Origin of the sequence: Providencia sp. PROV109 (assembly GCF_033681625.1) — a bacterium.
In the GTDB taxonomy this organism is placed as follows: domain Bacteria; phylum Pseudomonadota; class Gammaproteobacteria; order Enterobacterales; family Enterobacteriaceae; genus Providencia; species Providencia hangzhouensis.
Genome location: NZ_CP096320.1, coordinates 1,665,416 through 1,680,933, shown reverse-complemented (window position 1 = coordinate 1,680,933; position 15,518 = coordinate 1,665,416). Strand labels below are relative to the sequence as shown.

12 protein-coding genes are annotated in these 15,518 nt (G+C 37.1%); 8 read left to right on the top strand and 4 right to left on the bottom strand.

Annotated elements, in window-relative coordinates; all coding sequences use genetic code 11:
* Positions 1 to 112: 112 nt before the first annotated feature.
* Complete coding sequence (gene pgm / locus M1F25_RS07675) at positions 113 to 1,747, bottom strand: phosphoglucomutase (alpha-D-glucose-1,6-bisphosphate-dependent) (RefSeq protein ID WP_094960685.1); 1,635 nt, start codon at positions 1,745 to 1,747, stop codon at positions 113 to 115.
* Positions 1,748 to 1,803: 56 nt separating this feature from the next.
* Positions 1,804 to 2,349, bottom strand: a complete 546-nt coding sequence (seqA, locus tag M1F25_RS07670) for a replication initiation negative regulator SeqA (RefSeq protein WP_004256238.1) — start codon at positions 2,347 to 2,349, stop codon at positions 1,804 to 1,806.
* Between the two features lie 325 nt (positions 2,350 to 2,674).
* Here seqA and ybfF point away from each other — a divergent pair, with 325 nt between their 5' ends.
* The 8 genes from ybfF (at position 2,675) to M1F25_RS07630 (ending at position 12,261) form a co-directional block, all read left to right on the top strand.
* A complete protein-coding gene (gene ybfF, locus M1F25_RS07665) occupies positions 2,675 to 3,451 on the top strand; it encodes an esterase (protein ID WP_004256243.1) in 777 nt (258 codons plus the stop codon).
* 242 nt (positions 3,452 to 3,693) lie between these two features.
* Positions 3,694 to 5,799: a peptidase domain-containing ABC transporter gene (locus M1F25_RS07660; protein ID WP_181489555.1), complete on the top strand. Its 2,106-nt coding sequence runs from the start codon at positions 3,694 to 3,696 to the stop codon at positions 5,797 to 5,799.
* Positions 5,796 to 7,124, top strand: a complete 1,329-nt coding sequence (locus tag M1F25_RS07655; protein ID WP_181489554.1) for an HlyD family type I secretion periplasmic adaptor subunit — start codon at positions 5,796 to 5,798, stop codon at positions 7,122 to 7,124. Before M1F25_RS07660 ends, M1F25_RS07655 begins: the two co-directional genes overlap by 4 nt.
* Positions 7,125 to 7,127: 3 nt before the next feature.
* Positions 7,128 to 9,227 carry a type I secretion system permease/ATPase gene (locus tag M1F25_RS07650; RefSeq protein ID WP_140170793.1) on the top strand — a complete coding sequence of 700 codons (2,100 nt, stop codon included), beginning with the start codon at positions 7,128 to 7,130 and terminating at the stop codon, positions 9,225 to 9,227.
* 169 nt (positions 9,228 to 9,396) lie between these two features.
* Positions 9,397 to 9,690 carry a LexA regulated protein gene (gene ybfE, locus M1F25_RS07645; protein WP_004256256.1) on the top strand — a complete coding sequence of 98 codons (294 nt, stop codon included), beginning with the start codon at positions 9,397 to 9,399 and terminating at the stop codon, positions 9,688 to 9,690.
* Positions 9,691 to 9,844: 154 nt separating this feature from the next.
* Complete coding sequence (gene fldA / locus M1F25_RS07640; RefSeq protein ID WP_004256261.1) at positions 9,845 to 10,372, top strand: flavodoxin FldA; 528 nt, start codon at positions 9,845 to 9,847, stop codon at positions 10,370 to 10,372.
* Positions 10,373 to 10,641: 269 nt separating this feature from the next.
* The gene (gene fur, locus M1F25_RS07635; protein ID WP_004256285.1) at positions 10,642 to 11,091 is read left to right on the top strand and encodes a ferric iron uptake transcriptional regulator; all 450 of its coding nucleotides are present in this window, start codon (positions 10,642 to 10,644) and stop codon (positions 11,089 to 11,091) included.
* A 636-nt stretch (positions 11,092 to 11,727) separates the two neighbouring features.
* Entirely contained in the window at positions 11,728 to 12,261 is a 534-nt protein-coding gene (locus M1F25_RS07630; protein ID WP_226616972.1) for a bactofilin family protein, read from the top strand.
* Between the two features lie 175 nt (positions 12,262 to 12,436).
* On the opposite strand, the gene chiP is transcribed toward M1F25_RS07630, so the two are convergent.
* Both chiP and ansB read right to left on the bottom strand, forming a co-directional pair.
* A complete protein-coding gene (gene chiP, locus M1F25_RS07625) occupies positions 12,437 to 13,834 on the bottom strand; it encodes a chitoporin ChiP (protein ID WP_136134456.1) in 1,398 nt (465 codons plus the stop codon).
* 537 nt (positions 13,835 to 14,371) lie between these two features.
* Positions 14,372 to 15,415, bottom strand: coding sequence for an L-asparaginase 2 (gene ansB / locus M1F25_RS07620; protein ID WP_181489553.1), 1,044 nt, complete (start codon positions 15,413 to 15,415; stop codon positions 14,372 to 14,374).
* Positions 15,416 to 15,518: the final 103 nt, after the last annotated feature.

Sequence of the window (15,518 nt, the reverse complement as noted above, 5' to 3'; positions counted from 1 at the left end):
AAGCACCATTTTATGGAGAAATTAACAATAAATAAGCGATAATATCCCGAATTACATCATTGCGCTGTGTTTCGGGATATTCATTGAAATGTCTTTTATTGAAGATTAAAAATTAGCGAATAACTTTGCTTACGATTTCAATCGCTTCTTTTTCTATTTGGCGTAAATGCTCTTCTCCACGGAAGCTTTCACAATAAATTTTATACGCTTCTTCCGTGCCTGATGGCCTTGCTGCAAACCAGCCATAATCAGTCATGATTTTTAAACCACCAATTGGCGCATTATTACCGGGGGCTGCGGTTAAACGCTGTGTAATTTTATCTCCTGCCAATGTATCTGCTGCAACCATTTCCGGTGATAATTTACTTAGCTTCGCTTTTTCTTCGTGAGTAGCTTTCGCTTGAATACGGTTGTAAATCGGTGCCCCAAATTTTTTGGCAAGGTTATTATAACGCTGCTGCGGGTTTTCACCGGTAACCGCCGTAATTTCCGCGGCTAGTAAGCAAAGAATGATACCGTCTTTGTCTGTTGACCAAGGTGTGCCATCGAATTTTAAGAATGATGCCCCAGCACTTTCCTCACCGCCAAAACCTAGTTGTCCACTGAATAACCCATCAACGAACCATTTGAACCCTACAGGCACTTCAACTAATTCACGACCGATATCATTAACAACACGGTCAATCATCGCACTTGAGACAAGTGTTTTCCCTACCGCAACATTTTTTCCCCACTGAGGGCGGTGTTGGAATAGGTAGTCGATTGCCACAGCAAGATAGTGATTTGGGTTCATTAAACCATCGGGGGTAACAATGCCATGACGGTCATAGTCAGGGTCATTAGCGAAAGCTAAATCAAATTTTTCTTTCATCCCAAGCAAACCCGCCATTGCCCAACTTGATGAGCAATCCATACGGATAACACCATCATGATCCAAAGGCATAAAACGGAACGTTTGGTCTAATTGGTCATTTACGATTTCAATATCTAATTGATAATATTCAGCAATTTTTTTCCAGTATTCAATACCGGAACCGCCTAGTGGGTCAACACCAATTTTCAAACCAGACTTAGCAATCGCTTGCATATCAACAACTTCGCCTAATGCAGAGACATAAGGCATAACCAAATCTTGCTGAATAACGTATTCACTCGCCATCGCTGTATCAAAATTGACTCTTTTAACCCCTTCCAGGTTATTGACTAGCAATTGGTTTGCATTTTTTTCAATAACAGAAGTTAAATCGGTATCAGCCGGCCCGCCATTCGCAGGGTTGTATTTAATACCGCCATCTTCAGGTGGGTTATGTGAAGGCGTAATCACAATGCCATCCGCAACATCTTGGTGTGATTGGTTATAACTTAAAATAGCGTGAGAGATAGCTGGAGTTGGCGTAAAACCATTATTTTCCTGAACAATTACATGAACTTGATTTGCCGCTAACACTTCAACCACTGTAATAAACGCTGCTTCTGATAACGCATGGGTATCTTTCCCTACAAAACAAGGACCTGTTACACCTTGCTTTTTGCGTAAATCGGCAATTGCTTGTGCAATGGCTAATATGTGGTTTTCATTAAAATTTTTACGCAACGAACTACCACGATGCCCTGATGTGCCAAACTTAACAGCTTGAGATGTATTATCGGGTTGTGGTTGCTGCGTATAATATTGAGCGGTTAATTGAGCGACATTGATCAAGTCACTTTGAAACGGAAGCTGCCCTGCACGTTCATGTATTGTCACTTGTTTTCTCCCAAAGCACTGATGCTTTGTTATCAACATCAGTGGCCTTTCAGTTTTTAAATAGTATTACAAACTTTTTCAATCACATTGGTTGGAAATTGCATTTCCTGCATGATCGCATCAACCATGCTACGTTTACGATTCGTATTCGTATTCGTGATCACCCAATAGGGTGTTCCTGGTATATGACGCGGCTTAGATTGCTTACCAGCTGCAAGTAATGTTTGTTCATCACCAGCAAAATAAATACGAGTTCGGCCATGCATTAACTCTGTTGCACTCGCAAAACGATTCGCATCTAAACTATATAAAGTAGATAAAATCAACATAAAGCGGTCAATCGCTTTACTTTTTTCTGCATAAGCGTCAGATAACAGAAGCTCTCTAATGACTCTAACAGGGTTTAATGCAACAGCAGGTGTACTCATCGCAGGTTCAGCCTTAATAACAGCATGTTCCTGACTAATTTCTTTTGCTTGTACTGGCTGCCCGGATTTGAAATTTAACATACGGCGCAAAATATCCGATGCACTTTCACCGATATGCTGTGTATGGCTCGCAATATAGCGGTAAAGCTCTTCATCAACTTCTATCGTTTTCATTTTTTCCCAGTACTTTTTTAACTAAAATTTGCGGTGTGATTATAAGACAGATTTAAAAAAAACAAAACAATTAAAATTTCAATAACTTAAAGTAAACATTATTCTAAGTTCAAAGATAATTCAGTGGGTTATCATGCCATGACTTCCAGTATTTTGCCTCAGTGATCAACTTCAATTTTCTGAAATTCATTGGCTAAGGATATTTTGATTATCGACTCATTGACTTACCTCAGCCAAAATCGCAGCTTATTTGACCATTTGGATTTTATTCATAGCCGTGACATGATAAGACCACATGTACCGCTGACGAATTGATCAAACAAATATGACTGTGTTACTTAACCATACTATCCATAAACCTGAAAATCCAATCTCAAATAGTCCTATTGTACTCATACATGGGTTATTTGGTGACCTCAATAACTTAGGTGTTTTAGGACGTAATCTACAACAATATTTCGATACGATTCAAATTGATGTTCGTAATCATGGTGACTCATTTCGTGATGAGCAAATGAGTTACCAACAAATGGCCCAAGATGTTATTACTCTAATAAAGTCTTTAGGTTACGAAAATGCTATTTTAATTGGTCACTCTATGGGTGGCAAAATCGCCATGGCGGCAACAGCAATAGCCCCTAATTTTATTAATAGTATCGTTGCTATTGATATGGCGCCTGTCGCTTACCAAGTCCGCCGTCATGATAAAATATTCGCGGCGCTTGATGCCGTCACAGCAAAAAATGCAAAAACTCGCCAAGAAGCTACTGTGATTATGCGTGATTACATTAATGAGGATGGTGTTATCCAATTTCTGCTTAAATCCTTTAAACAGGGTGAGTGGAAATTTAATTTACCTGCCCTAAAAGCTAATTATGAAAGTATTATTGGTTGGGAAATAGTACCCGCCTGGAATAAACCCGTGCTGTTAATCCCAGGAGGAAATTCCCCTTATGTACAAGCTGAATATAAAGAACAAATCGCACAACAATTTCCGCAAGCCAAAGCGTGGGTTGTTGCTGATACAGGGCACTGGGTTCATGCAGAAAAACCAGACCATGTTTTAAGAGCCATTCATCGTTTTTTATCTATCCCTGAATAATTGTTCACATTTAAATATAGATATTGAAAAGATATATAACTTTTCAATATCTTTAAATATATTTGTAGTTAAATATAATTACTTTATTAATTACATAATAAGACTAACTTCAATACACAGCGAATTACAAACCCTGTATTATCCAAATTCTACTCCACCTTATTACTATCTAGTGCATATTTTATCAATGCAAATTTGGAATTAAAAATTCAAATAACTTAAGGAATTTATTAATATAGAAAATGGATAGTCTCAAATCAAAATCAACATTATACTTCATTAGTGTTATTGCTAAGTTATCAGGGCAAGTAAATCCTAAAGAACTAGAACAAACACTCAATCAATCTATTGGTTATAATGAAAAACTTAACATTATTAAATCGAAACATGCCATTCGCTGTAGGAATAAATATCAGAAGAATAAAAATGTAACTAAAATCGTATGCCCTGCTATTTTATATAATACCAAAGGAGAAGCCATTCTATTAGCTAACTGCAATCAAGAACAAGTACTCATTCAGCAATTTGGGAATACGCCCCCAGAGATATGGAGTATTGATGAGCTGAATCAACAATGGAATGGTCATTGGTTAGAAGTAAACCTTAAGCAGGGTCAATTTGACATTACCTGGTTCCAAGTTGAATTTATGAAATACAAACCCATTATTTTGTGGGTTTTATTCTTTTCATTTATATTACAAATACTCGCATTAGTTTCCCCTATTGTTATGCAAGTTATTATGGATAAAGTACTCGTTCATAATAGCTTAGTCACATTGGACGTTTTAATTTTTGGGTTAATTATTGCAGCGTTGATCGAAGTGACATTGAAAGGATTACGAGAGTATATTTATCATCACACTGTTAATCGCATTGATATGACACTCGGCTTGAAGCTGGTAAATCATTTACTGAGACTGCCTATTCCCTTTTTTAAAAGCAGGCAAATAGGCGCAATTGTCACCCGAGTAAAAGAACTCGAAACTATTCGTGAGTTTTTAACCAGCAGCTTTTTTACCCTATGTGTCGATGTGCTATTTTTATTTGTATTTATTTTTGTGATGAATTTGATCTCCACAACACTCACAATAATATTTTTGTGTTCTATTCCTTTTTATCTTTTATTAGCTTGGTGGTTAACGCCTAAAATTGAATCTGCTGCACAACAACAGTTCACCAATATTGCCATCAATACCTCTTTTTTGACCGAAAGTATCAATGGGATCGAAACAGCCAAAAGCTTATCCGTCGAACCAAATTTCACTCGTCGCTGGGACGGCCAAACCGCTGATATGAGCCAAACTAACTTTGTATCAGGGCAAATAAGCTCCCGCTCTGAACATCTAGTGATGGCTATTGAAAAAATCACCAGTGCTATTGTTTTGTGGGTTGGTGCTTCTGAAGTTTTAGCATTGCAGATGACGATTGGCCAGCTTATTGCCTTTTACATGATGGTTAGCCACGCTAACCAGCCCCTCATCAAACTAACTAAACTATGGGGGGACTACATTCGAACCAGTGTCGCTATCGAAAAACTCTCCCAAATTATTAACTTACCTACCGAACAATCACAGCAAGAAAATAAGTTATCTCTTCAAGGGCATTTAAATCTAAAAAATATCTCGTTCCGCTACCAACCTAACATGCCATTTGTTCTAAAAAACTTTAATTTAAATATTAAAGCGGGAGAAACTATTGGTATTGTTGGGACATCAGGGTCAGGTAAGAGCACCCTCGCTAAATTATTACTACGGCTTTATACCCCTGAAAGTGGTGCTATTTTTGTGGATGGAACCCCCATGTCTGCGATTAACTTGCACTCCCTTAGACAACAAATTGGTATTGTTTTACAGGAAAATTTCTTATTCAGCCAATCTGTTTTTCACAATATCGCTCAAACCTCACCGGATGCCTCCATGGACGAAGTCGTTCATGCCACCAAAATGGCGGGAGCACACGATTTTATTTTGAAATTACCAAAAGGTTACGACACCGTTCTTGCCGAGGGGGGAACATCACTTTCTGGCGGCCAACGCCAACGTATTGCTATTGCTAGAACACTGCTTTCCAACCCTAAAGTGATTATTTTTGATGAGGCAACTAGCGCTTTAGATGACGAATCCCAAGCCGTTATTCAAGAAAATATGCATATTATTGCAAAAGGAAGGACCATCATCACAATTGCTCACCGCCTATCAACTATTCGCCATCACCAGCGGATCATTGTGATGCAAAATGGTGAAATTATCGAGCAAGGTAGCCATCAGCAACTTATTGAACAAGGTAATTTTTATAAACATTTGTGGACTCTACAACAGTCTCTGAAATCAGACATGGACGTAAAATGAAACATCGATTAGACAAAAACCGTTATAACAGCTTTTTGCCTTCACACTTGGCGATATTAAAAACACCACCGTCTTACTTGGCACTATACGTCGCTATTTCTATTAGTGTAGGCGTTTTTATTGCTATAACTTGGTCGTTTTTTGGTAAGTTGGATATTCAAGCAACCACGCAAGGTAAACTTATTGTTTCAGGACGAACACAGTTAATTCAAGCGTTTGAATTAAGTCGTTTAGAACATATTCATGTCACTGATGGGCAAGTAGTAAAACAAGGGGATCCTTTAATAACTGTCAATGTATTAGGTGTTGACCAAGATATCCTGAGTTTAAATTACCAACATAACTTCCATGTAGCCGAAATATTAATTTATCAAGCATTGATTTCACAACAGCCTATTGAGCAATTACCTTTATTTAACCAATTAACTGAACTAGAACAAAACAATACACGGGCTAGCTATCAAACACAAAAAATAGAATTTGATTCATTAATTAATGAACTTAATAATGAAATTCAATTAAATACTGTCAATCAGCAAGCTAGAAAAGACGAATTACTCACTATCAATTCCCTCATCGTAAACATCAAAAAGCGTCTCGATGCACACCATTCGTTAACTAAAAAGCAGTTGATCAGCCAGAAGGAATTTTTAGAACAAGAGCGAGAACTATTAATCGCTAAAAAAGAAAAAGTCACCAAATTATCTGAGCTCTCAATTCTAAAAAGCCAGTATCAAGCCTTAAATGAAAAGGTAGGCAGAATTAAAGCCCAAAAAAACCAAGAGTGGGATGAAAAATACAAACAAGCTGACTTTAAGCGGGCTTCCCTTGAGCAAGAACTATTAAAAAATAAAGAAAGAAACCAATTAGAAATCATACGGGCTCCCGTTGATGGCACGATACAACAACTTGCTACACACACTATAGGTGCAGTGTTACAACCCGCACAGCAGTTAATGGCTATAGTACCTAATAATCATGTTCAACTAGCTGAAATTAAAATCTTAAATAAAGATATTGGTTTCATCCATGAAGGGTTAAGAGCAGAGGTGAAAATAGATGCTTTCCCTTACACTCGTTATGGCACAGTTGAAGGGGAAGTGATTTCCGTCTCTCGTGACAGTACTCTCGATGAAAATCTTGGATTAGTGTTCTTAGGGCAAATCGGTCTTAAGCAAAAAGAACTAGTAGTTGATGGTGAGTCTATTGAACTGACACCCGGTTTATCCATTGTGGCAGAAATAAAAACAGATAAACGCCGTATTATTGATTACTTACTTAGCCCAATCAATGAATACACCTCAAACGCGATGAGAGAAAAATAATCGATGGAACAGTTAAATAATCATGGTTTGGATGCCTTAGTTTGGGTGGCTAAATATTATCAAAACAATGTTTCATCTGACCAACTAAGACATGCTATTGGTATGCAAACTTTATCCCCTACTGAGTGGGAAATTAGAGAATGTGCACAAATATTGGGGTATGAAACCGAGCTTATTGCAGCACAATATAAGCAATTAAGAACACTACCTTTGCCCGCTTTAATCTATATAGATGGTTTCTGGCAAGTAATTAGCCAAGAAAATGAATTGGTACTCATTAACCCGACTAATGATGAACGAAAACCTATTTATAATTCGATTGGGCATCAACAAGCTGAATTTGACATAGTACTCATTAAGGAGCAATTAGAACCGGAGCAAAAAAAGGCCTTTGGTTTTAGCTGGTTTATTCCCTCTATTTTGCGACAACATGTTAAATTACGAAATATTTTTATTCTCTCTGCCATTATTCAGCTTTTCGCCTTAATTAGTCCACTGTTGTTTCAAAATTTAATCGACAAAGTGTTAGTTGGCCGCAGTCTCTCAAATTTACACGTTATTGCATTGGCGATTTTTGCCATTGCTGTTGCAGAGCCGATATATGGTTTTATTCGTAATAAGATTTTTAGCCATAGTAGTAGCCAGATAAGCGCTGAATTATCAGGGAAAATTTATCGCCATTTAATGGCCTTACCTTTAAATTATTTTAAGCTAAGGCCAACAGGGAAAATTATCGCAAGGATCCGTGAATTAGCTCATATAAGGCAGTTTTTAACGGGCTCGACACTGATGCTATTCATTGACTTTATCTTTGTTATCCTTTTTGTCGCGGTTTTATTTTCCTACAGTAGTTTGATGGCTTGGATTTTATTGGGCTCTATGGGGGTATTTTTTGTTTTATGGATGATTTTAGGCCCAATCATTCGCCAACAAACTCAAAAATCTTACCAAGCCGATGAAAATGGTCTCACTTTTCTCACCGAAAGTATTACTGGGATTGAAACCATAAAAACGACAGCAACAGAAAAATACTTTAATCAACGCTGGAAAAAAATATTTAGCAAGCAGCTAACTCAAAGCTTTAAAGTATCAATGCGCAGTGAAGTTGCCTCTCAGTTAATGACACTTGTGAGTAAAATAACTACCGCAATTCTTTTGTGGGTTGGTGTCAAGGAGGTATTAAACGGTGGGATTTCTCCTGGCGAATTAGTGGCATTTAATATGCTAAGCGCGCATGTTACACAACCTGTATTGCGATTTGCTCAAGTTTGGCAAGATTTCCAACATACCATCATTTCATTGCGTCGGGTGGGAGATATTCTTGATGAACCTGTAGAAAATGAACGTAAAGGGATTGCAAACACTTCAAATATTCACGGAAAAATAGAGTTTCAAAACATCCGATTTCGTTATCAACCTGATACGCCTGAAGTTATCAATAATTTGTCATTAATGGTTAATTCTGGTGAATTTATTGGGATTACTGGCCCTTCTGGTTCTGGAAAAAGCACCTTAACGAAATTATTACAACGACTTTATGTACCACAACATGGGCAAGTTATTGTTGATGGCATGGATTTAGCTGTCGCAGATACTGTGTCATTACGCCGAAAAATGAGCGTTGTATTACAAGAAAGCACTTTATTCGTCGGTTCTATCGCAGAGAATATCCGTTTAAGCCACCCGCAAGCGACTAACGAACAAGTTATTCACGCAGCAAAATTAGCTGGAGCATATGACTTTATTATGGCATTGCCTGATAATTTTAATTATCCCTTATCAGAAAAAGGCTTGAACCTTTCAGGTGGTCAACGTCAAAGAATTGCACTTGCGCGCGCTTTACTCACCGAACCAGACATTTTAATTCTCGATGAAGCCACTTCTGCGCTCGATTACGAGTCAGAAGCTGCCATTATGGAAAATATGCCTTTAATTACGCAAGGAAGAACAGTCATTAGTATTGCTCACCGACTCAACACGATTATGCATGCTGATAGGATATGTGTTATTTGCCAAGGAGAAGTACACGAAATGGATACACACGAAAACTTGCTCAAATCAAATGGCTTATACGCCAATTTATGGCGCCAACAAACGCAATAACACGGATAAAAAAGCATCACACCTATAGCAAGTGGTGCTTTTTTACTAAAAGCGCTCATTTTACAACCGATTAAACCAAATCATCGTAGATGAAGCTATAGCACAAGGGGATTAGCTAGGGTATCATGGCGCGCTGAATTACTGGCACACCCTTTTAGCAGTTATAGACATGGCAAAAGAACAAACGGATCGAACTACACTAGATTTGTTCGCTGAGGAACGAAGGCCTGGGCGACCTAAAACAAGCCCGCTATCACGGGATGAACAACTGAGGATCAACAAACGCAACCAACTGAAACGAGATAAAGTGAAAGGATTGCGTAGAGTTGAATTGAAACTGAACGAAGAAGCTGTCGTGATATTGAATCAGTTAGCTGAAGATAAAAATATAAGCCGTAGTGAATTGATCGAAGAAATTTTGATGTCACAACTTGAGCATGTTAACACATCAATACTCAAATAACGTTATCTTGATAAATCACACAAATTTGACAGACTTAGCATCATTTTTTCGCCAGAATAAGGCGTAATATTCTATCTATTTTCGTTCTAAATGGGCTCTAGAAGGCGAATTTTCACCTCTAGTCCTCTTAGAAAAACAAGAGGTTAATCACTTTATGGCAGTCATAGGCATTTTCTTCGGAAGTGACACAGGTAACACAGAAAATATTGCCAAAATGATCCAAGAAAGATTGGGCAAAGATGTAGCAGAAGTTCACGATATCGCAAAATGCAGTAAAGAAGATATTGAAGCTTTTGATATTCTACTTCTCGGTATTCCAACTTGGTATTATGGTGAAGCTCAATGTGATTGGGATGATTTCTTCCCTACTCTCGAAGAAATTGATTTCGAAGGTAAACTTGTCGCCTTATTTGGTTGTGGAGACCAGGAAGACTACGCTGAATATTTCTGTGATGCTATGGGTACGATCCGCGATATTATTGAGCCTCGTGGTGCTGTTATTGTTGGTCATTGGCCAACAGAAGGTTATCACTTTGAAGTATCCAAAGGTATGGCAGATGACAACCACTTTATTGGTTTAGCTATTGATGAAGATCGTCAACCTGAGCTAACTGATGAACGTGTTGATGCATGGGTAAAACAAATCTCTGAAGAAATGTCTTTAGCTGAAATTTTAGGCTAATAGGTCATATAAAGAAACCTTACCCATAGATTGCACCACTGTCTTGTACAAAATGAATCACTTAAGCCAGTGGCGTAATCTAAAATAACCGATAAGGTATCCTAATAGGATAGGTTCTCAAGAGATTATCAAAATAATGAGACAATGCATGGTTTCTATTTTTATTTTCCATGCCTATAATTGTAAATCAGTTTAGAAGACAACTGTATTGATGTTAAAAATGTCTCATTATTGTTAAATTTATGATTTAAGATACAGGACAAACCCGCATGACAGACAACAACAAAGCATTGAAAAATGCTGGACTCAAAGTCACTCTTCCAAGATTAAAAATTTTGGAAGTACTTCAAGAGCCTGAGTGCCACCACGTCAGTGCGGAAGATCTCTATAAAAAGCTGATCGATATGGGCGAAGAGATCGGGTTAGCAACCGTATACCGCGTGTTAAACCAATTTGATGATGCAGGTATCGTAACCCGTCACAACTTCGAGGGTGGTAAATCTGTATTCGAGTTAACTCAGCAACATCACCATGACCATTTAATCTGTTTAGATTGTGGAAAAGTGATTGAGTTTACTGACGAATCCATTGAAACTCGCCAAAAAAATATCGCTGCTCGCCATGGCATTAAACTATCTAACCATAGTTTATATCTATATGGCCATTGCGCAGATGGTGATTGCCGTGATAATGCTGACGCACACGAAGCAAAAGAGTAATAGTATTCAACCATCGCTGATAAAACGTAATGGTTAAAAAATACCAAAACCCTGATAATAAACTTTATCAGGGTTTTTTATTTCAAATATCCATATTTTTTCACTCAATTAGTGATAATTTATAATGAGTAACTTAAATTTAACTATTTATCACTACAATTTTTAGTTAATAAAAAATTTTCCTAGAAACTATAATAGTTGCAATTCAAATCAAAACCCTTATATTATTTCACTGATGAATATATTCTATCATCTAGAATTATACTTATATATCAAAGTGATATATAAATAACATTATAGATGTTTTCTAATTTTTCATACTATATAAAAATTATTTTATTTCCTTTCTATTATTTTAACTATAATTTAGAAAGTTGATGATTCAAATGTAGCCATAAAGTTAAAATACACTTTAAATGCACAATTACATTTATTGACTAAACTAATTACGTATTTTAGTAATTTGTAAGAGATTATCTGATGAAAAAAACATATCTTTTTCTCAACACAAGTTTTTTCTTCTGGTTTCTTACTTTAATAGGGTGGTTTTTTAGCTATTTATCTATCACCTTATTTTCGTTCGTATTATCAGTGCTATTCTTGATCTTATACTTCAATCAAAAAAAGGTAAGTAAAATGTTCACCAAAAGACAAAACAAGCCCACGCCTACATCGACGTCCCCTTCTATAAGTAATGAGCCTGAAGTGACTGCAAAGATAGAAGAACAAATTACACTATCAACGCCTACTATTAGTGAAGAAAAATCGAATACGGTTATCTCTAGGGACGTTATTTTTGAAGGGAATATTACCTCTAATGAGCAAGTACATATCTATGGAAAAGTCATTGGAAATATAACAGGAAAAGATAATACTGTTAAAGTCATGTTAAACGGCCAAGTCACGGGAAATATTACCTGTAAAGAGCTGGTAGTTAATGGGCGTATTGAAGGTGAGTGCTTATCTGATACTATTTGTATTGAAAATAATGGCGAAATCCACGGTACTATCCATTACAGTAGCTTATCGATTAAAAAGGGTGGGGTTTTATCTGGCCATGCTCAAATTAAAAATCCTCCTCATCAATCGGAAAAAGTTACCATATTAAAAGATAAGCTAAAACAAGACGCTATCATACCCAATGAAAGTGTAAATAACGCTTCTTTGTAGTCACCATAAAAATAAGGTGAATATACCCACCTTATTTTCAATTTTTATATCAGTATTTACACTTATTAAAACATCTCATTAATATTAAAATATATAGCAAACCTCTTTCCTATCTAGGCAAATGACTGCCATAGTTCCCCTATAGCAGTCATTTGTTACTAAAATATTTTCTACTCTAGAATACAGTAAATGGCATCATTACCATAAACTTAATATCTTTTTCATCTTGGAAAATATTTCCATAACCACCACCATAACTCGGAATATCTGTATGATTATCATATTTGGTAAAATGTAGCTTAAATAGCGTATCTTTTGCTCTACCTGACTGCACGGTATATAAAATATCAAAGTTCCATGCACTTTCTTTTAAGCGTACATCTTGAGCATATTGGCTATTCGTACTTGGTTTAGCATCCCAACCATAAATATATGAGGTTCCGACTTTCCATCCAGCTAAATCCCAATTTTTTAAATCATACATAACACCAGCCATAACGGCTTTTTCATTATTAGCATTCCAGTCTGAACGGCCATCCCACCAAATATCCATGCGGCCATTTGATGTTGCCCAACCAGGGGTCATACGCTGTAGGAAATAACCTTGATTACCTTTAGCTTTTACATAGGTTCCCTCTAATTTAAAATCAAATTCATCGTAGGTGTAACCTAATGTCATCGCTTGCAACCAAGCTAAACCGTCATAAACATCATTAACTCCGCCGTCTGAAACTTTGTCTTTTGCCCCATAAAATTGATAAGACATACGTAAATCACGGTCTACAACAGGAACAGCATAGGAAACCTTGGCAAAATATTGGTCCATATAGCTTTTTGCTTGCCCATATGCCCCTTCAAGAACTAAGTTGTTTTTAAAGTCATATTTGAAACCAATTGATTGTAAATAGCTGATCCCAGTTTTACCATCCGCTTCACGAAAATCATACATACTGCGGTACCAAGGTGCTTTATAGCGGTCGGTCCACATATAGGACATGCTGAGTTCACCATTTTGCTCAAAATCAAACACCCCGCCCACCTCTAATCCACGGTATGTTCCAGGCATATAACTCCAATGGGATGCTAATAGCGTTTGCCCCGTTGGTTGAATATAGCCGCCTCTCCCCCAGAAAGGGCCATATTTCAATTTTGCAGCCGCTTTATAAAAAGTCACACCACTACGATCCCCTGTCCATTTTTCATCCCAACGTGATTTTGCGTCACTAAAACCGATTTCATTTGGTGCAGCAGGCCCACTGTTCGATAGCTCAATAGCTGTAAAACCCGCTAAATCAAGCCCAATAATGTCCTGAAAATAGCCGGATGAGAAATCTAGGCTGGCATTAAACGTTGAGTGTTTAAGATTATCCGCATACTTTTTATATTTATCACTATTAGGGTCTAAATCTTTACGTGAACGATCTCGTTGCCAGTAGTAAAGGCCACCAGTAAGTTTTGAATCTTCAAAAAATTGCTCCGCATGCATGATTGGCTGGTAACCAATAGGTAGCATCGCTATTGCGATTTTTAAGACGAGCAATTTCCTGCCAGTATTGACATTTTTATTAACCATTCTTGTATTCCTCTAATATTTTTTAATTTTATTTTTCGGCCGAAATACGATTTAACTTTCCATTTAAATCTAAATATTCACAATGAGTTATGCCTCTTGCGATGTATTTAGCCTATTTTTTGCAACGCGAATTATCAACACAGATACAGGCTTTGTTGCCAAAATATGATCAACGACACATTAATTTTAATTAATTGCCATTATCACCAGTGATGACCTTGCTAAAAATAAAATGTAATAAATTGATAAATATAAAAAATATATAGAGAATACACATAAGAAAGGGTTTAAGATAAAATCAATAAATTAACTGTTTGTACCTTAATTTTTCCTATTTTGTAGGAATTCTCAAAGTTCTATCACCACATTGACCTAATTGCCTTAAAAAAGCTCAGATTACTGAGTCAAATAATTAGGATAAATGTTGTTGTACTGAAAAATAACATACGTAAGTATAAAATTTCTTAACAAACAATAAAGCTAACGGGGTACAAGCTACTGCACCCCGCTGTATTAAATTAATACTTGTTTTGATAATTAATATTTTTCGAATAATGCCTGAATTTGCTGAGGATCTTTAGTCTGAGTTAAGGCTAACTGAAGCAATACACGCGCTTTTTGCGGGTTCAACCTTTCTGAAGCAACAAAACCATATAAGTTATCATCCACTTCGGCATTTCTTGTCGTATAACCTGTTGGTACACGGCTTGAACGAACAACAACCACGTCTTCTTTCGCTGCTTTTGCTAAAGCGTCAAATACCACTTTATACATATTACCGTTACCCACACCTGCGCTTACAATCCCTTCAACCCCTTCTTCTCTCAAAGCTTTCACCGGAGCCGCTGATGCATTGGCATAATTGTAAACAATGCCTACCGCAGGGAGCTTTTCGAGTTTACTGACATCGAATGCCGCTTTGTCACCACGAGGTTGCGCTGCTTGGAAATAAGTGACTTTACCATCATGAATAAAACCTTCTGCCCCACCATTAACTGCATCAAATGCCTGTACTTCAGTGGTGCTCATTTTCATCACATTACGGCCTTGTACGACTTTATCGTTCATTGCCATCAGAACACCGCGCTCTCCAGCAGACTTATCCGTCGCTAAAACTACTGCATTATACAGGTTCAAAGGACCATCAGCGCCCAAAGCTGTTGAAGGACGCATTGCACCAACCAAAACAATTGGCTTTTTACATTGCGTGGTTAAATCAAGGAAAAATGCCGTTTCTTCTAAAGTATCAGTACCATGAGTGATTACAAAACCATCTGTTTTATCGCAATCTTGGTTAATTTTTTTCGCGAGGCTCAGCCAGACTTGGTCATTCATATCTTGTGAGCCAATATTCACCAATTGCTCACCACTTAAATTGGCAATTTTTTTGGTTTCTGGCACTGCATTAATTAAAGCATCAATCCCTACTTTACCCGCTTGATAACTGGAAGATGTGGCTGAATCACCGCCACCTGCTATCGTTCCCCCTGTCGCCAATACTGTAATATTAGGTTGAGCGATAGCGGATACGGCAAACAGTGAAACCAATGTCGCCAAAAGCGCTTTATTTCTGTTTTTCATCCTATTTTCCTTTCATTAATAAACTTCAGTTATTATGTGGAATTATGCTGAATTTTATGTGACCTATACAATTATTTTAGGATAAATAATGAATTTTAAGATG

Excerpts from the sequence above, each read along its gene's own strand:
- seqA (WP_004256238.1), bottom strand. The coding sequence starts at position 2,349 with ATGAAAACGATAGAAGTTGATGAAGAGCTTTACCGCTATATTGCGAGC.
- ybfF (WP_004256243.1), top strand. The coding sequence starts at position 2,675 with ATGACTGTGTTACTTAACCATACTATCCATAAACCTGAAAATCCAATC.
- M1F25_RS07660 (WP_181489555.1), top strand. The coding sequence starts at position 3,694 with ATGGATAGTCTCAAATCAAAATCAACATTATACTTCATTAGTGTTATT.
- M1F25_RS07655 (WP_181489554.1), top strand. The coding sequence starts at position 5,796 with ATGAAACATCGATTAGACAAAAACCGTTATAACAGCTTTTTGCCTTCA.
- M1F25_RS07650 (WP_140170793.1), top strand. The coding sequence starts at position 7,128 with ATGGAACAGTTAAATAATCATGGTTTGGATGCCTTAGTTTGGGTGGCT.
- ybfE (WP_004256256.1), top strand. The coding sequence starts at position 9,397 with ATGGCAAAAGAACAAACGGATCGAACTACACTAGATTTGTTCGCTGAG.
- fldA (WP_004256261.1), top strand. The coding sequence starts at position 9,845 with ATGGCAGTCATAGGCATTTTCTTCGGAAGTGACACAGGTAACACAGAA.
- fur (WP_004256285.1), top strand. The coding sequence starts at position 10,642 with ATGACAGACAACAACAAAGCATTGAAAAATGCTGGACTCAAAGTCACT.
- M1F25_RS07630 (WP_226616972.1), top strand. The coding sequence starts at position 11,728 with ATGTTCACCAAAAGACAAAACAAGCCCACGCCTACATCGACGTCCCCT.
- chiP (WP_136134456.1), bottom strand. The coding sequence starts at position 13,834 with ATGGTTAATAAAAATGTCAATACTGGCAGGAAATTGCTCGTCTTAAAA.
- ansB (WP_181489553.1), bottom strand. The coding sequence starts at position 15,415 with ATGAAAAACAGAAATAAAGCGCTTTTGGCGACATTGGTTTCACTGTTT.